At 65.7% G+C, this 23,885-nt stretch carries 20 protein-coding genes; 6 read left to right on the top strand and 14 right to left on the bottom strand.

Features of this window, described 5'->3' with window-relative positions; genetic code table 11:
- Positions 1 to 90: 90 nt before the first annotated feature.
- The 3 genes from ACM42_RS10375 (at position 91) to ACM42_RS10365 (ending at position 3,060) form a co-directional block, all read left to right on the top strand.
- The gene (locus ACM42_RS10375; RefSeq protein WP_271527829.1) at positions 91 to 963 is read left to right on the top strand and encodes a F0F1 ATP synthase subunit gamma; all 873 of its coding nucleotides are present in this window, start codon (positions 91 to 93) and stop codon (positions 961 to 963) included.
- A 168-nt stretch (positions 964 to 1,131) separates the two neighbouring features.
- Positions 1,132 to 2,565 (top strand): F0F1 ATP synthase subunit beta, encoded by a 1,434-nt coding sequence (atpD, locus tag ACM42_RS10370; protein ID WP_028177717.1) that lies wholly within the window; start codon positions 1,132 to 1,134, stop codon positions 2,563 to 2,565.
- Positions 2,566 to 2,652: 87 nt separating this feature from the next.
- Complete coding sequence (locus ACM42_RS10365) at positions 2,653 to 3,060, top strand: F0F1 ATP synthase subunit epsilon (protein ID WP_271527828.1); 408 nt, start codon at positions 2,653 to 2,655, stop codon at positions 3,058 to 3,060.
- 171 nt (positions 3,061 to 3,231) lie between these two features.
- Here the strand turns inward: ACM42_RS10365 and ACM42_RS10360 are convergent, their stop codons facing one another.
- From ACM42_RS10360 to ACM42_RS10315, 10 genes are all read right to left on the bottom strand, one after another.
- Positions 3,232 to 3,732, bottom strand: a complete 501-nt coding sequence (locus ACM42_RS10360; RefSeq protein ID WP_271527827.1) for an RNA pyrophosphohydrolase — start codon at positions 3,730 to 3,732, stop codon at positions 3,232 to 3,234.
- Positions 3,733 to 3,914: 182 nt separating this feature from the next.
- The gene (locus tag ACM42_RS10355) at positions 3,915 to 4,421 is read right to left on the bottom strand and encodes an RNA pyrophosphohydrolase (RefSeq protein ID WP_271527826.1); all 507 of its coding nucleotides are present in this window, start codon (positions 4,419 to 4,421) and stop codon (positions 3,915 to 3,917) included.
- Positions 4,422 to 4,497: 76 nt separating this feature from the next.
- On the bottom strand, positions 4,498 to 5,721 hold the full coding sequence (locus tag ACM42_RS10350) for a divergent polysaccharide deacetylase family protein (RefSeq protein ID WP_271527825.1): 1,224 nt from the start codon (positions 5,719 to 5,721) through the stop codon (positions 4,498 to 4,500).
- Positions 5,722 to 5,866: 145 nt separating this feature from the next.
- Complete coding sequence (locus ACM42_RS10345) at positions 5,867 to 7,225, bottom strand: S41 family peptidase (RefSeq protein WP_271527824.1); 1,359 nt, start codon at positions 7,223 to 7,225, stop codon at positions 5,867 to 5,869.
- Positions 7,222 to 8,547, bottom strand: a complete 1,326-nt coding sequence (locus ACM42_RS10340) for a murein hydrolase activator EnvC family protein (RefSeq protein WP_271527823.1) — start codon at positions 8,545 to 8,547, stop codon at positions 7,222 to 7,224. The genes ACM42_RS10345 and ACM42_RS10340 overlap by 4 nt, the downstream gene beginning before the upstream one ends.
- Positions 8,548 to 8,581: 34 nt before the next feature.
- Complete coding sequence (gene rlmH, locus ACM42_RS10335) at positions 8,582 to 9,064, bottom strand: 23S rRNA (pseudouridine(1915)-N(3))-methyltransferase RlmH (protein ID WP_271527822.1); 483 nt, start codon at positions 9,062 to 9,064, stop codon at positions 8,582 to 8,584.
- 97 nt (positions 9,065 to 9,161) lie between these two features.
- Positions 9,162 to 9,518, bottom strand: a complete 357-nt coding sequence (gene rsfS / locus ACM42_RS10330) for a ribosome silencing factor (RefSeq protein ID WP_024338888.1) — start codon at positions 9,516 to 9,518, stop codon at positions 9,162 to 9,164.
- Positions 9,519 to 9,715: 197 nt separating this feature from the next.
- Entirely contained in the window at positions 9,716 to 10,360 is a 645-nt protein-coding gene (locus ACM42_RS10325; RefSeq protein ID WP_271527821.1) for a nicotinate-nucleotide adenylyltransferase, read from the bottom strand.
- A gap of 23 nt (positions 10,361 to 10,383) precedes the next feature.
- The gene (locus ACM42_RS10320; RefSeq protein WP_271527820.1) at positions 10,384 to 11,679 is read right to left on the bottom strand and encodes a glutamate-5-semialdehyde dehydrogenase; all 1,296 of its coding nucleotides are present in this window, start codon (positions 11,677 to 11,679) and stop codon (positions 10,384 to 10,386) included.
- 143 nt (positions 11,680 to 11,822) lie between these two features.
- Positions 11,823 to 12,830, bottom strand: a complete 1,008-nt coding sequence (locus ACM42_RS10315) for a helix-turn-helix domain-containing protein (RefSeq protein WP_271527819.1) — start codon at positions 12,828 to 12,830, stop codon at positions 11,823 to 11,825.
- 357 nt (positions 12,831 to 13,187) lie between these two features.
- Between ACM42_RS10315 and ACM42_RS10310 the strand changes: the two genes are divergently transcribed.
- Positions 13,188 to 16,793, top strand: a complete 3,606-nt coding sequence (locus ACM42_RS10310) for an autotransporter domain-containing protein (RefSeq protein WP_271527818.1) — start codon at positions 13,188 to 13,190, stop codon at positions 16,791 to 16,793.
- A gap of 31 nt (positions 16,794 to 16,824) precedes the next feature.
- Here the strand turns inward: ACM42_RS10310 and proB are convergent, their stop codons facing one another.
- Positions 16,825 to 17,946: a glutamate 5-kinase gene (gene proB / locus ACM42_RS10305; RefSeq protein WP_271527817.1), complete on the bottom strand. Its 1,122-nt coding sequence runs from the start codon at positions 17,944 to 17,946 to the stop codon at positions 16,825 to 16,827.
- A 203-nt stretch (positions 17,947 to 18,149) separates the two neighbouring features.
- Between proB and ACM42_RS10300 the strand changes: the two genes are divergently transcribed.
- Positions 18,150 to 19,115, top strand: coding sequence for a Bug family tripartite tricarboxylate transporter substrate binding protein (locus ACM42_RS10300; protein WP_271527816.1), 966 nt, complete (start codon positions 18,150 to 18,152; stop codon positions 19,113 to 19,115).
- Between the two features lie 134 nt (positions 19,116 to 19,249).
- Here the strand turns inward: ACM42_RS10300 and ACM42_RS10295 are convergent, their stop codons facing one another.
- From ACM42_RS10295 to ACM42_RS10285, 3 genes are all read right to left on the bottom strand, one after another.
- A complete protein-coding gene (locus tag ACM42_RS10295) occupies positions 19,250 to 20,884 on the bottom strand; it encodes an alkaline phosphatase family protein (RefSeq protein ID WP_271527815.1) in 1,635 nt (544 codons plus the stop codon).
- Positions 20,885 to 21,080: 196 nt separating this feature from the next.
- Positions 21,081 to 22,121 carry a GTPase ObgE gene (gene obgE / locus ACM42_RS10290; RefSeq protein ID WP_271527814.1) on the bottom strand — a complete coding sequence of 347 codons (1,041 nt, stop codon included), beginning with the start codon at positions 22,119 to 22,121 and terminating at the stop codon, positions 21,081 to 21,083.
- 85 nt (positions 22,122 to 22,206) lie between these two features.
- Positions 22,207 to 22,689 (bottom strand): MaoC family dehydratase, encoded by a 483-nt coding sequence (locus tag ACM42_RS10285; protein ID WP_271527813.1) that lies wholly within the window; start codon positions 22,687 to 22,689, stop codon positions 22,207 to 22,209.
- Positions 22,690 to 22,811: 122 nt separating this feature from the next.
- Here ACM42_RS10285 and ACM42_RS10280 point away from each other — a divergent pair, with 122 nt between their 5' ends.
- Positions 22,812 to 23,726: a DMT family transporter gene (locus ACM42_RS10280; RefSeq protein WP_271527812.1), complete on the top strand. Its 915-nt coding sequence runs from the start codon at positions 22,812 to 22,814 to the stop codon at positions 23,724 to 23,726.
- Positions 23,727 to 23,885: the final 159 nt, after the last annotated feature.

The following is a 23,885-nucleotide window of genomic DNA, read 5'->3' as shown; positions in this document are numbered from 1 at the left end:
CGTGGATGCCCGGGACGAGCCCGGGCACGACGACACTGGGATAGGCTAGTGGCTTGGCCCTAAGGGTCGAACCGCCGGGGTGAACGAAGAATGGCGTCACTGAAAGACATGCGCGTCCGCATCGCCTCCACCAAGGCGACGCAAAAGATCACCAAGGCCATGCAGATGGTCGCAGCCTCGAAGCTGCGCCGTGCGCAGACCGCCGCGGAAGCGGCGCGTCCCTATGCCGACAAGATGAGCGCGGTGATCTCCAACATCGCCAGCGCCGCCGCGGCCTCGCCCGGCGCGCCGGTTCTGCTGGCCGGCACCGGCAGGGATCAGGTGCATCTGCTGCTGGTCTGCACCGGCGAGCGCGGCCTGTCCGGCGCCTTCAATTCCTCGATCGTGCGCCTCGCCCGCGAGCGCGCCCTGGCGCTGATGGCGCAGGGCAAGGACGTGAAATTCTTCTGCGTCGGCCGCAAGGGCTACGAGCAGCTGCGCCGCCAGTTCGACAAGCAGATCGTCGAGCATCTCGATCTGCGCAGCGTCCGCCAGCTCGGCTTCGTCAATGCCGAGGATATCGCCAAGAAGGTGCTGGCCCGTTTCGACGCCGGCGAGTTCGACGTCTGCACGCTGTTCTATTCGCGCTTCAAGTCGGTGATCTCGCAGATCCCGACCGCCCAGCAGGTCATCCCGCTGGTCGTCGAGGAGAGCGCTGCCGCGAGCACCACCTCCTACGAATATGAGCCGGAAGAGGACGAGATCCTCACCCGCCTTCTGCCGCGCAACCTCGCCGTCCAGATCTTCCGCGCGCTGCTCGAGAACAACGCTTCGTTCTACGGCGCGCAGATGAGCGCGATGGACAACGCGACGCGCAACGCCGGTGAAATGATCCGCAAGCAGACGCTGGTCTACAACCGCACGCGTCAGGCGCAGATCACCAAGGAACTGATCGAAATCATCTCGGGCGCCGAGGCCGTCTGATCAAGGCGCATCGGTACCCATCATACGCAACATCCCGGTCAAGTTGACCGTGGTCTACCGAGCATGATCCGGAAAAGTGGAAACCGGTTTTCCGCGAAGATCATGCTCAAAAGTGAAACTAGCTCATGATCCGATCATGAGCTGAATTCGGATCGAAGGAGACATTCAATGGCAGCCCAGGTCGGTCGCGTCACCCAGGTCATCGGCGCCGTCGTCGACGTGCAGTTCGAAGGCCACCTCCCGGCCATTCTCAACTCGCTCGAAACCAAGAACGGCGGCAACCGCCTGGTGCTCGAAGTCGCCCAGCATCTCGGTGAATCCACGGTGCGCACGATCGCGATGGACACCACCGAAGGTCTGGTCCGCGGCCAGGAAGTGAGCGACACCGGCGCGCCGATCCGCGTTCCCGTCGGTGAAGGTACGCTCGGCCGCATCATCAACGTCATCGGCGAGCCGATCGACGAAGCCGGCCCGGTCAAGTCGGAAGGCCTGCGCGCCATCCACCAGGAGGCGCCGAGCTACACCGACCAGTCGACCGAAGCCGAAATTCTCGTCACCGGCATCAAGGTCGTCGACCTGCTCGCTCCCTACGCCAAGGGCGGCAAGATCGGCCTGTTCGGCGGCGCCGGCGTCGGCAAGACCGTGCTGATTCAGGAACTGATCAACAACGTCGCGAAGGCGCACGGCGGTTACTCCGTGTTCGCCGGTGTCGGCGAGCGCACCCGCGAGGGCAACGACCTCTATCACGAGTTCATCGAGTCCAAGGTCAACGCCGATCCGAAGAACCCGGATCCGAGCGTGAAGTCGAAGTGCGCGCTGGTGTTCGGCCAGATGAACGAGCCGCCGGGCGCCCGCGCCCGCGTCGCGCTCACCGGTCTGACCATCGCGGAAGACTTCCGCGACAAAGGCCAGGACGTGCTGTTCTTCGTCGACAACATCTTCCGCTTCACCCAGGCTGGCTCGGAAGTGTCGGCGCTGCTCGGCCGTATTCCGAGCGCCGTGGGTTATCAGCCGACGCTCGCCACCGACATGGGCGCACTGCAGGAGCGCATCACCACCACGCAGAAGGGCTCGATCACCTCGGTGCAGGCCATCTACGTTCCGGCCGACGACTTGACCGACCCGGCGCCTGCGACCTCGTTCGCGCATCTTGACGCGACCACCACGCTGTCGCGCTCGATCGCAGAAAAGGGCATCTACCCGGCGGTGGACCCGCTCGACTCGACCTCGCGCATGCTCTCCCCGCTGGTCGTCGGCGAGGAGCACTACGCGGTCGCCCGTCAGGTCCAGCAGGTGCTGCAGCGCTACAAGGCGCTCCAGGACATCATCGCCATTCTCGGCATGGACGAGCTCTCGGAAGAGGACAAGCTGACGGTGGCCCGCGCCCGCAAGGTCGAGCGCTTCATGTCGCAGCCGTTCCACGTCGCCGAAATCTTCACGGGATCGCCGGGCAAGTTCGTCGAGCTCGCTGACACCATCAAGGGCTTCAAGGGCCTGGTCGAAGGCAAGTACGATCACCTGCCCGAAGCCGCCTTCTACATGGTCGGGACCATTGAAGAAGCCGTCGAGAAGGGCAAGAAGCTGGCCGCTGAAGCGGCTTAAGAGGCGAATGGCGAATAGGGAGTAGCGAATAATACGCTGCTCCTGCTCGCCACTCGCTATTCGCCACTCGCTATTCGCAGGTTCTCCATGGCCACCTTTCACTTCGATCTCGTCTCTCCGGAAAAGCTCGCCTTCTCGGGCGAGGTCGATCAAGTCGACATCCCCGGCGTCGAGGGTGATTTCGGCGTGCTGGCCGGACATGCGCCGGTCGTGGCCGCGATCCGCCCCGGCATTCTCACCATCACCACCGGCGGCAGGCACGAGAAGGTCATCGTGCTCGGCGGCCTCGCCGAAGTCTCCGAAAAGGGCCTGACCGTGCTCGCCGACGTCGCGACGTCGCTGGCCGAGCTCGACCGTGCCCAGTTCGCCGAGACGATCGCGGAGATGGAAGAGAATCTGAAGGAGCACGAAGCCGGCGAGCTCGATCACGCCATCGAGCGGCTCGACCACTTCAAGAGCATCCAGCAGCAGCTCAGCTCCACGGCTATGCACTAAGCCCCGGGGCACCGCTCCGGGGCTCAAGCCTGGAATTCCTGAAAAGGTTCAGCGCTCGTCACGACCGTGCCGGGCGCTGAAACTTTATTGCACGATCGATGAAGCTGCCGTGTATTTTATCTCGAAGTGTCAAACACTTCGCTACTGTGCATGGGGTTGTTTTCGCGGTTTTCAGTTTCCGAACACCGCAAACTCTCGCGCTACTGCGCGGTACACATCGCGGCGGAACGGCACCACGAGATCGACGACGCGGTCGAGGTGCTCCCAGCGCCAGGCGTCGAACTCGGCGGGCTGGCCGTTGCGCGGTGTCAGCGGATCGATTTCGTCGTCGCGGCCGGTGAAGCGCAGCGCGAACCATTTCTGGCGCTGGCCTCGGAACTTCGCGAGCCGGTGCGTCGGCGGCCCGTCGTAAGGCGGGAATTCGTAGGTGAACCAGTCCGTCTCGCCGAGAAAGTCGGCGCTGACGACATTGGTCTCCTCCCAGAGCTCGCGCATCGCCGCATCGCGCAGATCCTCGCCCTCGTCGACGCCGCCCTGCGGCATCTGCCAATCGAGCCCCGGCAGGATGATCTCCGGCCCGTCGCCCTTGAAGCGGTGGCCGATCAGCACACGGCCGTCGGCATTGAACAGGGCAATGCCCACGTTGGGGCGGTAGGGCTTTTCATTGGTCATCTTTGTCATTCCGGGGCGCGCGGAGCGCGAGCTCCGATGCGCAATTGCGCATCTGAGAATCCATAACCACAGGCAGTCGACGGTTGGAAGCTCGTGGTGATATTCGGCCCACCACTCCCGCCTGGGGGGTTATGGATCCCCGCCTTCGCGGGGATGACGAGCGAGGGTGGAGCGACAGTGGATCATTCATCCGCCAGCGCAGAAAATTCCTTCACCACGCGCTCATAGACCGGGCGCTTGAAGGGGATGATCAACCCAGGGAGATTCTTCATCGATTCCCAGCGCCAGCTCACGAATTCCGCCTTGTGGCCGCCACCGCCGGGCTTCTCGACGTTGATCTCGCTGTCCTTGCCGGTGAAGCGTACCGCGTACCATTTCTGGCGCTGCCCGCGGTAGCGGCCCTTCCAGGCACGCCCCGCAACCGTGCGTGGAATGTCGTAAGTGAGCCAGTCCGGGACCTCCCCGAGCCGCTCGACCGAGCGCACGCTGGTCTCCTCGTAGAGCTCGCGCTTGGCGGCTTCCCAGGTGTCCTCGCCGGGGTCGACGCCGCCTTGCGGCATCTGCCAGACATGGGTGTCGTCGACATGCTCGATGCCGCCGGCGCGGCGGCCGATGAACACCAGTCCCTTTGGATTGATCAGCATCACACCGACGCAGGTCCGGTAGGGCAGATCCTCGTAACGCGCCATTCCGCCAGACCTCTCGCATGCCTCAGGTCCGGCTTGATGCGGCCCCGCGGGAGCCGTGCCGTACCAATTCGTTGATTTAGCTGGATTTTGATTTCAGCATCGCGGTTGTCAATGGCACCAAAAGGATACCTCGGTCGCCCAATGTCTTGGTCCAGGCGCCGATGCGTTCGATCGAGACGGGCAGGGCCGAGGCCGTGCCGACAGCGATGCCGCGTTCGCGTGCGGTCGATTCGAGCTTGTTGAGGGCGCGGTCGATCTCGGTCGGCGTCGGCACCACGTCGATGGCGATGTCGCCCTTGCCGAACGGCATGGCCTGGTTCGCCGCGGCCTGGGGCGCGATGCTGCGCGGCGAGGAGCCGTCGTCGAAGAAGCCGAGGCCGCGCTTGGCCGCCTCGCGGATGATCGGCTGCATCGCCGGCTCGGTCGCGATGAATCGCGCGCCCATGAAATTGGTGAGGCCGGCATAGCCCTGCATCCGGCTCAGGTGCCAATAGAGACGGTCCATGTTCTGGTCGGGGCTGAGCGAGGTCAGCAGCGTCTGCGGTCCCGGATCGTTGTCGGGGAAGTCATAGGGCTCCATCGGGATCTGGAGGAAGATCTCGTGGCGCTGCGCACGGGCCCGCTCGGCGAGCTTGCCGGGGTCGGCGCCATAGGGCGTGAAGGCCAGCGTCACTGCCGGCGGCAGCTTCATGATCGCGTCGGTGGTCTTGGCGGCGCCGACGCCGAGGCCGCCGATCACGATCGCCACCACGGGCATCTTGGCAGCCTTGGCGCGGTCGGCGTCCGCCGCATAGACGTTGAACGGCTTCAGCCCGTCAGCGACCACCGGGATCATGCCGTAGCGCGATTTCTCCAAGAGCTTCGGATTGATCCCGGCCATGACGGACGGCGCGGCGGATGCCGCCTCGCCCTTGTCGGCGGCATCGCCGCCACCGATCACCACGTCGTGGCGGGCGCCGGTCGAGCCGTCGATCATGGTGATGGTCTTCTGCTCGCCGGGGGCGGCCTGCTTCGGCGTCTCCTTGGTCTCGTGCTTGCCCTCTGGCTTGCTCTCTGAGCCGTGGCCGGAGGCCGCCGGCTTCTCGTCCGTGGCATCGGGAGCGCGGATCGCCAGCCGGGTCATCGGCTCGCCGCCGAGCGGATCCTTGTTGAAGATGGCGAAGCCGGCAAAGGTGAGGAGGAACAGGCCAAGCAGGACGGCAAGCAGCTGCATGGCCGTGAACGGCAGCCGCAGCCGCCGTTTCCGGCGCGGCTTGTCCTGTCCGAGCGGGGCGCTCAGATCATCGGCCGTTTCAGTCATGCAAGGTCCCGAATCACTCCAGCCGACGATACCACGCCGTGGTCAAGCGGCGGCAGGCCGGGATAGGCCGGGGACGTCGGGAGCTCCACGCAAAAAGGGCGGCTCCAGGAGCCGCCCTTTTCGTCAGATCTCAGAATGCGGGGACTTAGTTCGCCGCCTTGGGCTTGTCGGTCGTGGCCTTGCTGTCGCCGCCCGGCGTGGGTGCGGCGGAGGCGCTGTTCTTGATGCCGTGGAGCAGGTCGCCGGCGAGCTTGAGCGCCTTGTCGTCCTTGGCATCCGGCGGGACGTAGGACTGCGAACCGGTCTTCTCGTCGCCGTCGTTCTTCAGATGGCCACGCAGCGAAGCCTCGCCCTTGGTGTCGGTGCGTGACTTCAGCTCGTCCGGCACGTCCTGCAGCACCTCGATGTCGGGTACGATGCCCTTGGCCTGGATCGACTTGCCCGACGGCGTGTAGTAGCGGGCGGTGGTCAGCCGCAGCGCGCCGTTGCCGCTTCCGAGCGGAATGATGGTCTGCACCGAACCCTTGCCGAACGAGCGCGTGCCGACGATCGTCGCTCGCTTGTGGTCCTGCAGCGCGCCGGCGACGATTTCCGACGCCGAGGCCGAGCCGCCATTGACCAGCACGATGACCGGCTTGCCCTTGGTCAGGTCGCCCGCATGCGCGGTGCGGCGCTGGGTCTCCTCGGCGTTGCGGCCGCGGGTCGACACGATCTCGCCCTTCTCCAGGAACGAGTCGGAGACGGTGACCGCTTCCTCGAGCAGGCCGCCCGGATTGTTGCGGAGGTCGATGATGAAGCCCTTGAGCTTGTCGCCGATCTGGTTCGAGAGGCTGGAGACCTCGCGCTTCAGGCCTTCGGTGGTCTGCTCGTTGAAGGTGGTGATGCGGATATAGGCGATGTCGTCCTGCTCGACGCGCGCGCGCACGGAGCGGACGCGGATGTTGTCGCGCACCAGGGTGACGTCGATGGGATTGTCCTGGCCCTTGCGGATGATCTTGAGCTTGATCTTGGTGTTGACCGGGCCGCGCATCTTCTCGACCGCCTGGTTCAGGGTCAGGCCCTGCACCGCCTCGTCGTCGAGATTGGTGATGATGTCGTTGGCCATGACGCCTGCGCGCGAGGCCGGCGTGTCGTCGATCGGCGAGACCACCTTGATCAGGCCGTCCTCCATCGTGACCTCGATGCCGAGGCCGCCGAACTCACCGCGGGTCTGCACCTGCATGTCGCGGAAGCTCTTGGCGTCCATGTAGCTCGAATGCGGATCGAGGCCGGTGAGCATGCCGCTGATCGCGGATTCGATCAGCTTGGTGTCATCGGGCTTCTCGACATAGTCGGAGCGCACGCGCTCGAAGACGTCGCCGAACAGATTGAGCTGGCGATAGGTGTCCGCGGTGGCGGCTCGCGCGCTGGAGCCCATGAACACCGCGCGGGGCTGGGTCACGAACAGCGTCAGCGCTGCACCGGTGGCGGCGCTGAGGAGGATTACTGAAGTCTTGCGCATCATCCGCGAACCTTCTCGCCTTCATTTGCGGCCCACCATGGGCCTGGATCGATTGGAGTGCCGTCTTTACGGAACTCGACATACAGCACAGGTTGACTCGCGTTCGTGGCGAGAATGGAGGCGACTTGAGATGTCGACCCCATGGTCGCGACCGGCTCCCCCGTGAGCACAAACTGTCCGATGTTGACCGAAATGCGCTCCATCCCGGCGATCAGGACATGATACCCGCCCCCGGCGTTGAGGATCAAGAGTTGTCCATAGCTGCGGAACGGGCCGGCATAGACCACCCAGCCGTCACACGGCGTCGTGACCTGGGAGCCGGGCTTGGTGGCCAGCGAAATACCCTTCTGGACCCCGCCAACCCCGTCGGAACCGCCAAAATCCCTGATCTTGTTACCGTTAACAGGGAGAGGCAAAAGGCCCTTGGCCGAGGCGAAGGCCATCGCCGGGGTGGTGCGGGACTTGTCCTTGAAAGCGCCCGGGCCCGACTTGGCGCTGGCGGCCGCCTTCGCCTCGGCCTGCCTTGCGGCCTCCGCGGCCTTCTCGGCAGCCTTGGCGGCGCTTTGCAGGTCCTGCTCCATCTTGGCGATCAGCCCCTGGAGATCGCCGACCTGCTTTGAAAGCGCGATGGCGCGCGAACTCTCGGTGTCCAAGTCCTTCTCGCGTGCCGCCTGCTGGCGTTGCCGCTCGTCGACCAAAGCGGCGAGCCGGGTCTGATCGTTGCGGACCCTGTCGCGGTCGGAGGCGAGCTGGTCGCGCTCGGTGGCGATTGTCTTGCGCAAGGCCACGAGCTCGCCGAGCTCGGCCGCGATCTTCTCGGCGCGGCCGCGCAATTCCGGCACGACGGCGCCGAGCAGCATCGCCGTGCGCAGTGATTGCAGCGCATCTTCGGGCCGCACCAGCAGCGCCGGAGGCGTGCGCCGGCCGGCGCGCTGCAAGGCCGCGAGCACTTCGACGATGTCGGCACGGCGTGAATCGAGCGAAGCACGCATCTGCTGCTCGCGGCCGTTCAGCGCGCGCAGCCGCGCTTCGGCCTCGTCGATCTTGGTCTCCACAGTGCGCACATTGGCGGCGGTCTCGATCAGCTGCTGGTTGAGCTTGGTGCGGTCCTGGCCGAGCGCGGTGATCTCGGCCTTGAGCTTGGCCTGCGCTTCTTCCGCGCTCTTCTGCCTGGCGCGCGCGGCTTCCAGCTCCTGCTCGCGCTGCTTGATCGCGTCGGGCGAGATCGCTGCGGTCTGCGGCGCCGGTGTTGCGGTCTGGGCTTGCGCCAGGCTTGCGCCGGCGACGTTGGCGATCAGCAGCAGGTTGAGAATCGGCGCTCGCATCGCTTCTCGGCAAAAGTGCTCGTTGTGGCGCGCATCACGCGCGGTGATAGGGATGGCCGGCCAGAATGGTGGCGGCCCGATAAAGCTGTTCCAGAAGCATGACGCGGACCATTTGGTGCGGCCAGGTCGCAGAGCCGAACGCGATCGCGAGTTTGGCCTTACGGCGCAATTCGGGCGAAAGTCCGTCCGCGCCTCCGATCACGAAAATAGTATGTCCGGCGCCTTCGTCGCGCCAGCGTCCGAGATGCCGTGCGAATACGGTGGACTCGAGATTCTGGCCGCGTTCGTCCAGCGCCACCAGGACGGATCTTTCCGGGATATGCGCCGAGATCGCCGCGGCCTCTTCGGCCATCCGTGTCGCGGTATCGCGCGCGCGGCTCTCGGGAATTTCGTGGATGCTGAGCTCGCGGAATCCAAGCTTGCGGCCGGCCTCGTCGAACCGCTCGAAATAGCGGTCCGCAAGCTCCCGTTCGGGGCCCTGCTTCAGCCGGCCCACCGCAATGACGGCAACACGCATGATATCTTCAGGGTCGCGTTTTCAAGACCGCGCGCCATAAGCGCGCGCACACGATGCTAGCATGCGCGCCAGCCGATTCGAAATCGGCTCGATGAGCCTAGATCGCCTTCGCCGCCCCCGGGCCCTGCGTGTACAATCTCTCGAGATTGTAGAACTCGCGGACCTCGGGTCTGAACACGTGCACGATCACGTCGCCGGAATCGATCAGCACCCAGTCGCAATTGGGCAAGCCCTCGACATGGATGTTCTTGATGCCGTTTTCCTTGAGGCTCTTGGTGACGTTTTCCGCGATCGCGCCGACGTGCCGGTTCACCCGGCCGGTGGTAACGATCATGTAGTCGGAGTACGCCGATTTGCCGCGAAGGTCGATGGTGACCGTCTCTTCCGCCTTCATGTCCTCGAGGCGGGAGAGGATCAGGCTCAGCGTCTTGTCGGCGTCGGGTTGCGCCTTCAAGGCCGCAGCTTTGGTCGATGTTTTACGCGTAGGCTTGGCAACCTTGGGTAAAACAGGCTTGGACAATACAGATGTGGTCAGGGACCATTCCTTTCACTGTATCGCGAACGCCGAATCCGGCGCTCACTGGTTACACTACATCATGTGGGGTTAAGGGTTTCAATATGCCAGAGAGCCTCCAGCCCGCACACTTCGTCTCACTTCGTACCTTTCCAGCTCCCGTCCGGGTTCCGCAGGCCCGTCGAGGAGAGGTTCAGCTTCAATCCGGTCAGGAACACCCAGGCGGGCGCCGGCCGATCCGCAAGTTCTGCTGCCTTCGTCTCGGGCAGACGGTAGCGCGATAACGCCTTGGCGGCCGGCGAGGCGAGGGCACGAAAACTCTGCGGCGGGCGATCGATGACCGCGATCGGCACCTGGCCGGCGATGCGCCGCCAGTCCTGCCAGCGGTGGAATTGAGCGAGATTGTCGGCGCCCATGATCCAGACAAAGCGCAGGCCGCGAAGGCGGCGGCGCAACGTGTTGATCGTGTCGATAGTGTAGCGCGTGCGAATGACGGATTCGAGACAGCTCACCTCGATCCTGGGATCGTTGGCGACGTCGCGCGCGGCCTGCATGCGCTCGCCGAGCTCGTGCAGCGGGCCGTTCTCCTTCAGCGGATTGCCGGGCGTGACCAGCCACCAGACGCGATCGAGCTGCAATCGCTTCAGCGCGAATTGACTGATCGCGCGATGGGCCTGATGCGGCGGATTGAAGGAGCCGCCGAGCAGGCCGACACGCATGCCCGGTGTCGAGGGCGGGATCGCTTGCGCCACGAAACGCGGCACGACGAAATTGTTGCTCAATTGCCCGCGCCTCGCGACGTTACCTACGGCCGCGTCTGCCCGGTGCCGTGGACGCGATATTTGAAGCTCGTCAACTGCTCGGCGCCGACAGGGCCGCGGGCGTGGAACCGGCCGGTGGCAATTCCGATCTCGGCGCCGAAACCGAACTCGCCGCCGTCGGCGAACTGCGTCGAGGCGTTGTGCAGCACGATCGCGGAATCGACCTCGCTCAGGAATTTTTTCGCGGCAGCCTCGTCCGCGCTCACGATCGCGTCGGTGTGATGCGAGCCGTGGTTCTGGATGTGTGCGATCGCGCCGTCGACGCCGTCGACCACCTTCGCCGCGATGATCGCGTCGAGATATTCGGTGTCCCAATCGTCTGCGCCGGCAGGCTTGACCCGTGCATCGATCTTCTGCACGGCGTCGTCGCCGCGCACCTCGCAGCCGGCATCGAGCAGCATCTCGACCAGCGGCTTCAGATTTTTGCCGGCAGCGGCGCGATCGACCAGCAGCGTCTCGGCTGCGCCGCAGACGCCGGTGCGTCGCATCTTGGCATTGAGCACGATCGACTTCGCCATCGCGAGGTCGGCGCTGCCATCGACATAGACGTGGTTGACGCCTTCGAGATGCGCGAACACCGGCACGCGCGCCTCCTGCTCGACGCGCGCGACGAGGCTCTTGCCCCCGCGCGGCACGATCACGTCGATCGCACCGTTCAGGCCTGACAGCATCATGCCGACCGCGGCGCGGTCGCGCGTCGGCACCAGCGTGATCGCAGCTTCGGGAAGGCCCGCTTCGCGCAGGCCCTGCACCAGGCACTCATGAATGGCACGGCAGGAGCGAAAACTGTCGGAGCCGCCGCGCAAGATCACGGCATTGCCGGACTTCAGGCACAGCACGCCGGCGTCCGCCGCAACGTTCGGACGGCTCTCGAAGATCACGCCGACGACGCCGAGCGGCACGCGCACGCGCTCGATGGTCATGCCGTTCGGCCGCTGCCAGCTCTCAGTGACGACGCCGACGGGATCGGGAATGTTGCGCACGGTTGCGATACCGTCGGCCATCGCCTCGATACGCGCCTGCGTCAGCGCGAGACGATCGATGAAAGCACCGGTGGCCTCGCCGCTGGCGCGGGCCTCGGCGACGTCCTCGGCATTGGCGGCGAGAATGGCGGCCGCATGGTTGCGGATCGCCCTCTCCATCGCCTCCAGCGCGCGGTTCTTCTGCTCCGCCGGCGCCAGCGCCAGAACCCGCGCCGCAGCACGGGTGCGGCTGGCGAGATCGTTCATCAGCGCCTGAAGATCGGCGCCGCTATCGACGGCTTTCAGGGGGGCGGCCATGGCTGGTTCAACCTTCTGCTAAGGGCGTGTCCTAGCACGGAAATCGCGGGTTTGGCGAGGCTGGGAATTGGCATGACAGGGCGGCGAAGACGGGAGCGGGCGCGCTGAAATTCGCGCGACGTCGCCGGGAGAAAGCCCCTCTCTCAGTGTCGACCCAGCCGATGAAGCAGGTCGTCTGGTCCCGGCACCTCGCCGTGATCCCTGATCCAGGCCTCCGACATGTTCCTGATCTCGCCCGGGGTCAGGCCAAACTGTCGGCGAAAGGCGCGGACGAACGTGGAGTCGCTGCTGAACTGCAGATCGACGGCGAGATCAATCAGGCGCTTGTCCCGCGATGCCGGTGAGATCAGCAGCATCAAGCCGCGATTGAGCCTTTGCTCCTGCACGTAATGCGCAAGTCCTCCGTCCGCTTCGAACAGGCGATAAAGACTGGCACGGGAGATCTGAAAGCGGCGGCAAAGGTCCTGGACCGCGAGCGCGTCGGTATCGAGATTGGCTGCGATATGGCGCTTGATCATCGCGAGATACAGATGGCGCTCGGCCCGCTCGATGGCGCCGTCGACTTCGACGACGCTGCCGGCTGCGCCGGCGATGATATCGGCCATTGCCTCGATCGTGGCGGCGGGGCCGCCGGCCTCCGGCACGGTCGGCTGCCAAAGCGCGGCAAACTGGCTTGCCAGAAGACGCGCGTGGTGATGGCTGGCTGGCAAAGATGACGCCGTCGCCGAATCCGGATGCGCCAGCCGCGGCGCCAGCACCGGGCGCGACAGGATGAGTGCCATCAGGTGGGCGCGGTCGTCGCCCGCCCCCGTCAGCACGGTGTGGTTCGGTTGCGCCATGTCGATCAGGCAGATGTCGCCGGGCCGCAGCGTCACCTCGCGGCGGCCCGAGGCGAAGCGCATCTCCCCCCGCAGGCAAAGGGTGACTTGATAATGATCGAGGCCGCCACGTGCGACGTGCGCGGGTGTCCTGTCGTATTCCAGCGCGCTCGCGAAGGATTCGACCAGCAAGGCATTTCCACACGCCATTGTCGCGGTGGAGACATGGAAATCATCATCGGCGGTCAAGGGGATCACGTCGCAGATGCCCGCTGTTGCCGCACGCAACTGTGCGAGGGCATGAGCCCCGCGCCCGCCCTCGTCGGCCGACATATTCTCGCTCACTGGTGCCTCGCGGACATCGTGGGTTCGACAAAGACGAGGCCGCACACAGCGTAGACTGTTGGGAGCGCCAATATCGGCCACCGCTATGTAGCGATCCGAGAATCGCACCGCAAGCGACACATCTTTTACGAGCGTGTAGCGGTAGACACAATCAATAATTGTGGTGGCGTCCCCGCCAGACGATTCTGTGCCCTGCCTGCATCAGCATCCGATGAAATCGTCGTCTGAGACGCTCGGCACATCGCCCCCGCGGGCGACCTGTTACCGCTTGCCCCGCGCCCTACGACGTCGCGCGTGCCCAGCTTCGAGGCAATCGCGGCATGCTTTCGCCCGAGGTTTGCGACATTGAAGTCTCCCGGATTGCCGCTGCGCGTCGCGCTGCTCGCCACTATGCTCGGCCTCTCCTGGCACGCAAATGCAGCCACGCTGTTCGTGACGACCACGGCCGATGCCGGCGCCGGAAGCCTGCGGGCGGCGCTCACCAGCGCGGGCAATGGCGATACCATTGTTTTCCAGACTGGCGGCACCATCACGCTCGCGAGTGAACTGCCTGTCATCACCAAGAACCTGACCATCGACGGCAACGGCAATAACCCTGTCATCAGCGGCGCCGGGACCTATCGTCCGTTCTTCATCGGCGACGCCGGTACGACCGGTTCGACCTATTCGGTCACGATCGCGAACCTCTCCATCGCCAACGCGGCGGCGCAGGGCGGTAGCGGCATCGACGGCGGCGGCGGCGGTGCCGGTCTCGGCGGCGCGGTGTTCGTCTCGAGCAACGGAGCGCTGACGCTCAGCAATGTGAGCCTGAGCAACAACCATGCGAGCGGGGGCGCGGGCGGCGCCTTTACCAACAACCTGAGCGGCGGTGGTGGCGGCATGGGCGGAAATGGCGGAAGCAGCCCAAGCTCCGCAGGCAATGGCGGCGGCGGGCTGGCTGTCGGCAGCAACAGCGTGAGCGGTCTTGGGACCAGCGGTGGCGGCGCCAACGGTGGTACCGGCACAATGAACGCCGGCACCGGCGGTAGCGGAGGGTTCGGTGGCGGCGGCGGCGGGAGCAACGCGACTCTTACGTCTGGTGATTCGCAGGGCGGCAGCGGAGGGTTCGGCGGCGGGGGCGGCGGCGGCTTTACCATCACGGGTCAAGGCACCGGCGGCGCAGGCGGGTACGGCGGCGGCGGCGGCGGGGCATACAGCGGGGTTAGCGCCGTCGGGGGTGATGGCGGTTTCGGTGGCGGCGGCGCCGCCGTATACTCTGCTACGCGCACAGCCGGAACCGGCGGGTTCGGCGCGGGCGCTGCGGATGTCAGCCTGTCTGTCCCGCTTGCCGCGGGCGGCGGCGGCGGGCTCGGCGCTGGCGGCGCGGTCTATGTCCAGACTGGCGGTACCGTCACGGTCAGCGGCTCGTTGATCGTCAACGGCAACAGCGTTGCAGGCGGCAGCGGCGGCGGCGGCTACGGCGCTTCAGGCAGCGCTTACGGTTCCGGCATCTTCTTCCAGGGCACCAGCGGCACCACGACCACGCTCGCGTTCGGGGCCGGCAGCCAATCGATTGCCGACACGATCGCCGACTACATCGGCGCGGGGGGTACCAATCCCGGCGGCGGCACCAACGCCGCGGACCAGGGTGGCAGCGTCGCGCTCACGAAAAGCGGCGGCGGCACCCTCGCCCTTGCCGGCCCCAACACCTATAGCGGTGGCACCACCATCAACGAGGGCTCCACGCTCGTGATCGGCAATGGCAGCGCACTCGGCAGCGGCGCGCTGACGCTCAACGGCGGTGCAACCGGCGTTACCGTGAACTTCAACGGCAGCTTCAGTGTTGCCAACAACATCACGGCCACCGGCGATCCGACCTACAACGTTCTCACCGGCAACACGGTCAACCTGAGCGGCGTGCTGTCGGGTTCGGGCGATGTCGTCGTCAACAACCAGAGCGGCTATGCCGGAACGCTCGTTCTTTCGGGGGTGAATACCTATACCGGCCCGACCGTGGTCAATGCCGGCACGCTGCAGGCCGGATCGACCAGCGCTTTCGGCAACAATTCCGCGATGACGGTTGCCAGCGGTGCAATTCTCGACCTCGCCGGATTCTCCAACGCCGTGGGATCGCTGGCCGGTGCCGGCACCGTCACCAACAGCGGCGTCGCCGCCGTCCTGACTGCCGGCGGCAATAACGCCTCGACGGTGTTCTCCGGCACGATCGGGGACGGCACGGGGCCGATCGCGCTGACCAAGACTGGCAGCGGTCTGCTGGTGTTCGGCGGTGTCAATAGTTACAGCGGGGTGACGCTCGTTGGCGGCGGCGAGCTGCGGGTGAATGGCTCGATTGCTTCTTCCAGCTCGACCACGATTCTCAGCGGCGCCATCCTCAGCGGCAGCGGCACGCTCGGCAACACGTTGATCCAGAGCGGCGCGATATTCGCGCCCGGCTCGGGCACGCCGGGCAGTGCAATGACGATCGCCGGCAACCTCGCCTTCCAGTCGGGCGCGGTCTATCTGGTTCAACTCAATCCGACCGCAACGACCGGCGCCATCGTCAACGGCAGCGCGACGCTCGCGGGCAGCGTTATCGCCTCGTTTGCGTCAGGGACCTATCTGACCCGCAGCTATTCGATCCTGCATGCGACGTCGATCAGCGGCAGTTTTGCGGCCTTCTCTACCGTCGCCCTGCCGGCCGGCTTCAACGTCGACCTGCAAACCACGACAACCGACGTGCTGATCAATCTGACGGCCCAACTCGGCGCGCTCTCCTCCGGCGGGTTGAACCGCAACCAGCGCAACGTCGCCGATGCGCTCAACGGCTTCTTCAACGGCGGCGGCGCACTGCCGCCCGGCTTCGTCGCGGTGTTCGGGCTGACCGGTGCCCCGCTCGCGGGCGCACTGACCCAGCTCTCCGGCGAAACCGCGACCGGCGCGCAACAGACGACCTTCGACGCCATGGATCAGTTTCTCGGCGTGCTCACCGATTCGTTCGTCGATGGCCGCGGATCGCGCGGGGCGGACACGGATGGCGCGATGGGCTATGCCGCCGCGGCCGGCAAGCGCAGCGGCGCCGAGCGAGAGGCCTACGGCATGATGACCAAGACACCCTCGCGCACGGGCTTCGATCCGCGCTGGCGCGTTTGGGCCGCGGGTTTTGGTGGGACGCAGACGACCGACGGAAATGCAGCGATCGGCTCCAACACTGCCACCAGCCGCATTGCCGGCACCGCGGTCGGTGCGGATGTGTGGCTGTCTCCGCGCACGGTCGCGGGCGTCGCCCTGGCAGGCGGCGGAACGAGCTTCAACGTCGCCAATGGCGGTGGCGGCCGCTCCGATCTGTTCCAGGCCGGCGCCTTCATGCGGCATACCGCCGGGCCGGCCTTTGTCACCGCAGCACTCGCCTATGGCTGGCAGGAGGTCACCACCGATCGCACCATCAGCGTTGCCGGCAGCGACCGGCTGCAGGCGCGCTTCAATGCCAACGCCTTTTCCGGACGTGCCGAGGCCGGCTACCGTTTCGCGACGCCCTGGCTCGGCGTGACACCCTATGCCGCTGCGCAGGTCACCGCGTTCGACCTGCCGGCTTATGCCGAGCAGGTGCTGGCCGGCTCCGGCACCTTCGCATTGAGCTATGTGGCGAAGACCGCGACTGCGACGCGCAGCGAGATCGGGCTGCGCACGGACAGATCGTTCCTGATCGATGAGGCGGTGATGACCGTTCGCGGCCGCGCCGCGTGGGCGCACGAATACGGCATCGATCGCAACATCGTCGCCACCTTCCAGACCTTGCCCGGCGCAAGCTTGGTCGTGGGCGGTGCATCGCCGGGTCCGGACGCGGCGCTTGCAACCGCGTCCGCCGAGATCGCGTGGCGCAATGGCTTCTCGATCGCCGCGTCGTTCGAAGGGGCCTTCTCCCACGTTGTCAGGAGCTACGCCGGCAAAGGCGTCATCCGCTATGCCTGGTAGGACATGATGGTCAGGCGGGATCAGTCGGCTGCTACCCGCCCACCACCAGATCGTCGCGGTGGATCATCTCGGAGCGGCCGCTGATGCCGAGGATCATCATCACATCGGGCGAGGAGCGTCCCTTGATGCGGTCGGCATCCTCGGCGTCGTAGGCGACGAGACCGCGGCCGACCTCGCTGGTGTCGGGGCCGCGGACGATCACGGCATCGCCGCGGGCGAACTGGCCCTCCACCTTGATCACGCCGGCCGGCAACAGGCTGGCGCCGGCGCGCAGCGCCGTCACGGCGCCCGCATCGATCGTCAGCGTGCCCTTCGGCTCCAGCGTGCCTGCGATCCAGCGCTTTCGCGAGGTGATGGGGTTGGCCGGCGTCAGGAACCAGGTGCAGCGGCCGCCATTGGCGATCGCCTGCAGGGGATGCTCGATCTTGCCGGAGGTGATCAGCATGTGGGTGCCGCCCGTCGTGGCGATCTTGGCCGCCTCGACCTTGGTGCGCATGCCGCCGCGCGACAGTTCGGACTCGGCGTCTCCCGCCACCGCCTCGATCTCCGAGGAGATGCTCTCGACCACGGGAATGAGCTTTGCATCCGGGTTGTTCTTCGGCGGGGCGTCGTAGAGCCCGTCGATGTCGGACAGCAGTACGAGCAGGTCCGCGCTCGCCATGGTGGCGACGCGCGCGGCGAGGCGGTCATTGTCGCCGTAGCGGATTTCGTTGGTGGCGACCGTGTCGTTCTCGTTGATCACGGGGATCGCGCGCCATTCCAGCAGCTTGCCGATGGTGGAGCGGGCGTTGAGATAGCGGCGGCGCTCCTCGGTGTCCTGGAGCGTCACCAGGATCTGGCCGGCGTCGATGCCGTGCGCCCCCAACACCTCGGACCAGATACGCGCCAGCGCGATCTGGCCGACCGCGGCGGCGGCCTGGCTCTCTTCCAGCTTCAGCGGGCCGCGCGGCAGCTTGAGGCGGCTGCGGCCGAGCGCGATCGAGCCGGAGGAGACCACGAGGACATCGCGCCCTTCGTTGTGCAGCTTGGCCATGTCGTCGGCGAGCGCGGCGAGCCAGGACGCCCGTACCTCGCCCTTGTCGGAATCCACCAGCAGCGCGGAGCCGACCTTGACGACGATACGGCGGAATTGACTGAGTTCGGGGCTGGCCATGTCTGTATGTGCTGGCGCGTGTGGCGAATTGCTCTGCATCGGAAGCGGCGGAGCGAAAGAGCGGCGCCGGTGGGCCTGCTTTTGCAGCAGGACGATGGCCGGCGCAAGGCGGGCGAGATGGTAAACGGCCGACGGCGGCCTTGTCTTGGACGCCGTTCCGTTTCTAATGCCGGCAACCAAAAACGGAGCTGGAGAGGAAACGTATGGACCGCCGCAAATTCATGACCGGATGCCTCGGCCTGCCGCTCCTGGCGCAAGCGGGTGGGGCGCAAGCGCAGGCCGGGCTGAGCAAGATCATCTTCCCCTTCGCGGCCGGGGCCGGCGGCGACACGCTGTGCCGGCTGATCGCGCAGGAGATGGCCCCGGTGCTGCAACGGACCATCGTGGTCGAGAACCGCACCGGCGGCGACGGCCTGATCGGCATCAAGGCGGTGAAGGGCGCAAGCCCCGACGGCAGCATGGTGCTGGTGACGACCGGGCCCACCATGTACCTGCTGCCGATGGTGGAGACGACACCGAGCTTCGACACGGCCAGGGACTTCATGCCGGTGTCGCTGCTGGCGCGGTTCGAATTCGCCGTCGTGATCGGCCCGCGGGTCGACGCCTCGGATTTCAAGAGCTTTGTCGCCTGGCTGAAGGCGCATCCCGACAAGACGTCGTTTGGCGTGCCGAGCAACGGCACCATCCCTCATTTCACGGGCTCCAAGCTGGAGAAGGACCTCGGCATTGCCCTGACCCGCGTGCCCTATCGCGGCAGCGCGCCCATCCTCAACGACCTCGTCGGCGGCCATATCTCGTTTGGTATCACGACGTTGGCGGATGCTCTGCCGCAGCATCGCGCCAAGGGCGTGAAGATCATCGCGGTCTCGAGCGCCGAGCGCTCGCCGTTCGCGCCTGACGTTCCGACGTTGAAGGAGAGCGGCATCGATCTCGTCGCGGACGCCTGGTACGGCATGTGGCTTCCCGCCGGCAGCCCGCCGGAGTTTGCGAGCAGGCTCGGCGCGGCCGCAAGCGCGGCGCTGGCCAAGCCCGAGGTGAAGGAGAAGCTGACGGCGATCGGGATGATCCCGGTCGGCTCGACGCCGGACGGATTGAGCAAGGAGCTCGCCGCGAACACGTCGTTGTGGCAGCCGATCGTGAAGGCGACGGGCTACAAGATCGAGAATTAGATCTTCGCGGTCCCTCTATCCCCTCATCCTGAGGAGCTTGCGAAGCAAGCGTCTCGAAGGATGCAGGCCGAGGTGCGAGAGCCGGGCCTGCATGGTTCGAGACGGCGCTGTCGCGCCTCCTCACCATGAGGGTCTTAGAGCTTCGCGCGCTGTTCGATTCCGTCGCGAATGGTGGCGAGCTCTTTCTCGTCCCAGATGCCGATCAGGATGCCACCCTTCACCTGGAGCTGGTTATCCGCATAGGCTGCGATCTTCTCGCGCGGCGTCGTGATGTGGTCGTTGGGATGCAGCGCCCAGTCGAACAGCTCGGCCTGCAACCGAGCTACGATGCCTGCGCATTCCGGATCGTCGCCGCGATCCAGATATTCGTCCGGATCGGTTTCGAGATCGTACAGCATCGGGCGGAAGCCGGAGGCGTGGATGTACTTCCAGCGGCCGTCGAACACCATGAACAGGCGGCAGCGTTCGATCGGCTGGTTCAGCTTCAGCCGCACGTCCTGCATGGCGTAGTCATATTCGGAGAACGCAACCTTGCGCCAATCCGATGGCTTCGGGCCACGCAGCAGCGGCAGCAGCGAGCGCCCTTCGAGGATGTGGCCCGGCACCTTGCCGCCGAAATAGTCGACGAAGGTCGGTGCGAGATCGATCGCCTCCACCAGCGCATCGCTGCGCATGCCGCGCGTGGCGTCGGCCTCCTTCGAGGGGTCGATGACGATGAGCGGGATCTTCGCCGACTGTTCGTGGAACAGATCCTTCTCGCCCATCCAGTGATCGCCGAGATAATCGCCGTGATCGGAGGTGAACACGATCATCGTCGTCTCCAGCAGGCCACGGTCCTCCAGGAACTTCATCAGCACGCCCATCTGGTCGTCGATCTGGGTGATCAGGCCCATATAGGTCGGGATCACCTTTTCGCGCGCATCATCGCGCGCCATGTTGCGGGAGTAGCGCATGTCCATATAGGCGCCGAACACCGGATGCGGATTCTGGCGCTCGCGCTCGGAGCGGATCACCGGAATCATGTCGTCGGTCGAATACATGCTCGCATAGGGCTCTGGCGCGATGTAGGGCCAGTGCGGCTTGATGTAGGACAGATGCAGGCACCACGGCCGGCCGTCGGTCTCGGCTTCGGTGATGAAGTCCATCGCGCGCCGCGTCATGTAGGGCGTCTCGGAATGCTCGTCCGGCACGCGTGCGGCCTTGTCGGCATGCACCAGCAGCCAGCCGTTCTGCAAGGAGCCATCGTCGGCCGCGCCTGAATTGGCCCAATGCTCCCAGGGGTTGGTCGCTTCAAAGCCCTGCTGGCGCAGATAGTCATCGTATTTCGGCCGCGGCCGTCCGGTCGGATGCAGGCCGTCGTCGCGCTCATAGGGCTCGAAACCGCATTCGGCGACGTGCACGCCGATGATCGATTCCGGCGGGATGCCGAGCGCTTTCATGCCTTCGAGGTCGGGCGCCATGTGGGTCTTGCCGACCAGCACGTTGCGCACGCCGATCTTGCCCAGGTGATCGCCGAGCGTGGGCTCGCCGACGCGCAAGGGCCAGCCGTTCCAATGCGAGCCGTGCGAGCGCATGTAGCGCCCGGTGTAGAACGACATCCGCGAGGGCCCGCAGATCGGCGACTGCACATAGGCGTTGGTGAACAGCACGCCGCGCTTGGCCATGGCGCCGATGTTCGGCGTCTTCAGCGTGGGATGGCCGGTGCAGCCGAGATAATCATAGCGAAGCTGGTCGCACATGATCCAGAGAACGTTCTTCGCGCGCGCCATGCGTCTCGCTCCACCCTTCGTTCGCTTGATATAGCGCTATTGATGGTGCGAAGAAAACCTCTCCCACAGGGAGAGGTCGGCGCGTAGCGCCGGGTGAGGGGTTACGGTGTCTCGTGGGACCTGATCCCCTCACCCGATTTGCTAACGCAAATCGACCTCTCCCCGGTGGGGAGAGGTGTGGAGAGCGCTGCTTACTTCACGCCGACCATGGCTCCGCTTCGGCGGCGCTCTTGGCCTTGCTGGACACCGGGGCCTCGCCGATCACCTCGGCAAGCGCGCGCAATGCTTCCTTGACGCCCTGGCCGGTCGCGCCCGAGAGCAGCAGCGGCGTCTTCCTGGCGGCGCGCTTGAGGCGGTCCTTCTGCTTCTTGAGCTCGTCCGGCTCGACCGCGTCGATCTTGTTCAGCGCGACGATCTCGATCTTGTCGGTGAGCTGTCCGCCATAGGCATCGAGCTCCTTGCGCACGGTCTTGTAGGCCTTGCCAGCGTGCTCGCACGTTGCGTCGACGAGATGCAGCAGCACCCGGCAGCGTTCGACATGGCCGAGGAAGCGGTCGCCGAGGCCCGCGCCTTCATGCGCGCCCTCGATCAGACCGGGAATATCGGCCAGCACGAACTCACGGCCGTCGGCATTCACGACGCCGAGCTGCGGATGCAGCGTGGTGAAGGGATAGTCGGCGATCTTCGGCTTCGCCGCGCTGACCTTGGAGAGGAAGGTCGATTTGCCGGCATTGGGCAGGCCGACGAGGCCGGCATCGGCGATCAGCTTCAGCCGCAGCCAGATCCAGCGCTCCTCGCCGAGCTGGCCGGGATTGGCGTTGCGCGGCGCGCGGTTGGTCGACGACTTGAAATGCGCGTTGCCGAAGCCGCCATTGCCGCCCTCGGCCAGCACGAACTTCTCGCCCACCTTGGTGAAGTCGTGGATCAGCGTTTCGCGATCCTCGTCGAAGATCTGGGTGCCGACCGGCACCTTGAGCACGATGTTCTTGCCGTTGGCGCCGTGGCGGTCCGAGCCGGAGCCGTTCTCGCCCTTCTGGGCCTTGAAGTGCTGCTGGTAGCGGTAGTCGATCAGCGTGTTGAGGCCATCGGCGACCTCGATGATGACGTTGCCGCCGCGGCCGCCATTGCCGCCGGAGGGACCGCCGAATTCGATGAACTTCTCGCGGCGGAACGCCACGCAGCCGTTCCCGCCGTCACCGGAGCGGATATAGACCTTTGCTTCGTCGAGGAATTTCATGGGCCATAGGTAGGCCAGCCGGTGCCTTGCGGCAACCCGCATTGCCCCGCGGATTGGCCGAATTTCTCCCGAAGTCGCGCCTTGCTTAACCTGCCGGGCGGCGCCGGATCAGGAATTTCTGCATGCCTTCCAGCACCAGCTCCTTGCGCTGGTTGAAGATCGTGCTTCGAAGCGTCACCACGCCGGTCGTACGTCCCGGCACCAGCTCGATCACTTCGAGCGTGGGGTAGATCGTGTCGTCGGCGAACACCGGTTTGAGGAACCGGCTCGACTGCTCGAGGAAGCCGACGAGGGAGTCCTCGACCATGAACGGAAACAGGCCGGCACCGGGCGCGGTGTGGATCAAGGTCTGGAAGCCGTGGGCGAGCAGATGCGGCATGCCGCGGCTGCGGCAATATTCCACGTCGTAGTGCACCGGATGGGTGTCGCCGCTCGCGGTCTGGAATGCAGCGAACACCGCCGAGGTCTGGGTTCGGCTCGGCAGCACGAAACGTTCGCCGACGACGAAATCCTCAAACCAGCGTTGCGCGGGGATCATGCGATGCCGGGTGGGATCGAAGTCGGTCATGCGCTGCACCATCAGGATGAATTCGCTTGGCGATCCCTATCGCGCGACGCGCAGTGCGACAATGCGTTCAATTCGCCGGAGGTGGGCTTGTTCTGCCAGCCCGCGCGATTAAAACGACGGCAATGCCCCTGTTCAAGAACCTCTCCGCCTATGACGACCGCTCGGCGCGGCTGGCCGGCATCGCGCTGATGGTGCTGTCGATCTTCATGTTCTCGTTCGGCGACGCCATGGGCAAGTTTCTGGTCGGCACCTATTCGGTCGGGCAGCTCTTGTTCCTGCGTGCCTGCGCGGCGCTGCTCTTGCTGGCGCCGATGATCTGGACGCAGCGTCACCAGTTCCTGCATCTGGAGCGGCCGGGCTTGCAGCTGTTCCGTGTCGTGCTGTCGACGCTGGAGGTGGCTGCCTTCTTCCTCGCGACGGTCTATCTGCCGCTTGCCGATGTCATCACCTATTACCTGGCCGGTCCGATCTTCGTCACGGCGATGTCGGCGATCTTCCTGGGGGAAAAGGTCGGCTGGCGGCGCTGGACCGCCATCCTGGTCGGCTTCTGCGGCGTGCTGATCGCGCTGCGCCCCTCCGCGCAGACCGTCAGCCTGCCAGCGCTGATCGCGCTCGGCGGAAGTCTGTCGTTTGCGACCTTGATGCTGATCACGCGCAGCCTGCGCAAGACACCCGACATCGTGATGGCGTCCTCGCAATTCATCGGCACGTTTTCGCTGGGTGCCGTGCTGTCGGCGTTCCACTGGGTGCCGCCGACGCCAGGCAGCCTCGTGATCTTCGCGCTGGCCGGATGCATCTCGGTGACCGCGCTGTTCTGCGTCAACCGCTCGCTAAAGCTGGCGCCGGCGAGCGTCGTGGTGCCCTACCAATATTCGATGATCGTCTGGGCCGTGATCTTCGGCCTCGTCGTGTTCGGCGACGTGCCGTCGATCGCAACCCTCGTCGGCGCCGCCATCATCATCGGCGCCGGGTTCTACATCTACTTGCGCGAGCGAGATCTCGGGCGTGCGAGCGCAGACGTGAATCCGCCTGCGTGAACGCTCCCTCGTCGTCCCGGGCGCGCGGAGCGCGAGCCCGGGACCCATACCCAAAGGGAGTGGTTTGACGAAGACTCGGAGTGGGAGTTTCCTCCCTCACTCCTCCCTGGGATTATGGGTCCCGGGCTCGCGACTTCGTCGCGCCCCGGGACGACAGCG

This window comes from Bradyrhizobium sp. CCBAU 25338 (assembly GCF_028128965.1).
Lineage (GTDB): Bacteria > Pseudomonadota > Alphaproteobacteria > Rhizobiales > Xanthobacteraceae > Bradyrhizobium > Bradyrhizobium liaoningense.
The sequence above is the reverse complement of the archived record's forward strand: the minus strand, read 5'-3'. Positions and strand labels throughout refer to the sequence as shown.

Bases quoted from the DNA above. Each gene is read 5' to 3' on its own strand.
- ACM42_RS10320 (WP_271527820.1), bottom strand. From the start codon at position 11,679: ATGGCCGCCCCCCTGAAAGCCGTCGATAGCGGCGCCGATCTTCAGGCG.
- ACM42_RS10315 (WP_271527819.1), bottom strand. From the start codon at position 12,830: ATGTCGGCCGACGAGGGCGGGCGCGGGGCTCATGCCCTCGCACAGTTG.
- ACM42_RS10375 (WP_271527829.1), top strand. From the start codon at position 91: ATGGCGTCACTGAAAGACATGCGCGTCCGCATCGCCTCCACCAAGGCG.
- rlmH (WP_271527822.1), bottom strand. From the start codon at position 9,064: ATGCGTGTTGCCGTCATTGCGGTGGGCCGGCTGAAGCAGGGCCCCGAA.
- ACM42_RS10355 (WP_271527826.1), bottom strand. From the start codon at position 4,421: ATGGCGCGTTACGAGGATCTGCCCTACCGGACCTGCGTCGGTGTGATG.
- ACM42_RS10340 (WP_271527823.1), bottom strand. From the start codon at position 8,547: ATGCGAGCGCCGATTCTCAACCTGCTGCTGATCGCCAACGTCGCCGGC.
- ACM42_RS10300 (WP_271527816.1), top strand. From the start codon at position 18,150: ATGGACCGCCGCAAATTCATGACCGGATGCCTCGGCCTGCCGCTCCTG.
- atpD (WP_028177717.1), top strand. From the start codon at position 1,132: ATGGCAGCCCAGGTCGGTCGCGTCACCCAGGTCATCGGCGCCGTCGTC.
- obgE (WP_271527814.1), bottom strand. From the start codon at position 22,121: ATGAAATTCCTCGACGAAGCAAAGGTCTATATCCGCTCCGGTGACGGC.
- ACM42_RS10360 (WP_271527827.1), bottom strand. From the start codon at position 3,732: ATGACCAATGAAAAGCCCTACCGCCCCAACGTGGGCATTGCCCTGTTC.
- ACM42_RS10345 (WP_271527824.1), bottom strand. From the start codon at position 7,225: ATGATGCGCAAGACTTCAGTAATCCTCCTCAGCGCCGCCACCGGTGCA.
- ACM42_RS10285 (WP_271527813.1), bottom strand. From the start codon at position 22,689: ATGACCGACTTCGATCCCACCCGGCATCGCATGATCCCCGCGCAACGC.
- ACM42_RS10365 (WP_271527828.1), top strand. From the start codon at position 2,653: ATGGCCACCTTTCACTTCGATCTCGTCTCTCCGGAAAAGCTCGCCTTC.
- ACM42_RS10295 (WP_271527815.1), bottom strand. From the start codon at position 20,884: ATGGCGCGCGCGAAGAACGTTCTCTGGATCATGTGCGACCAGCTTCGC.
- ACM42_RS10280 (WP_271527812.1), top strand. From the start codon at position 22,812: ATGCCCCTGTTCAAGAACCTCTCCGCCTATGACGACCGCTCGGCGCGG.
- proB (WP_271527817.1), bottom strand. From the start codon at position 17,946: ATGGCCAGCCCCGAACTCAGTCAATTCCGCCGTATCGTCGTCAAGGTC.
- ACM42_RS10350 (WP_271527825.1), bottom strand. From the start codon at position 5,721: ATGACTGAAACGGCCGATGATCTGAGCGCCCCGCTCGGACAGGACAAG.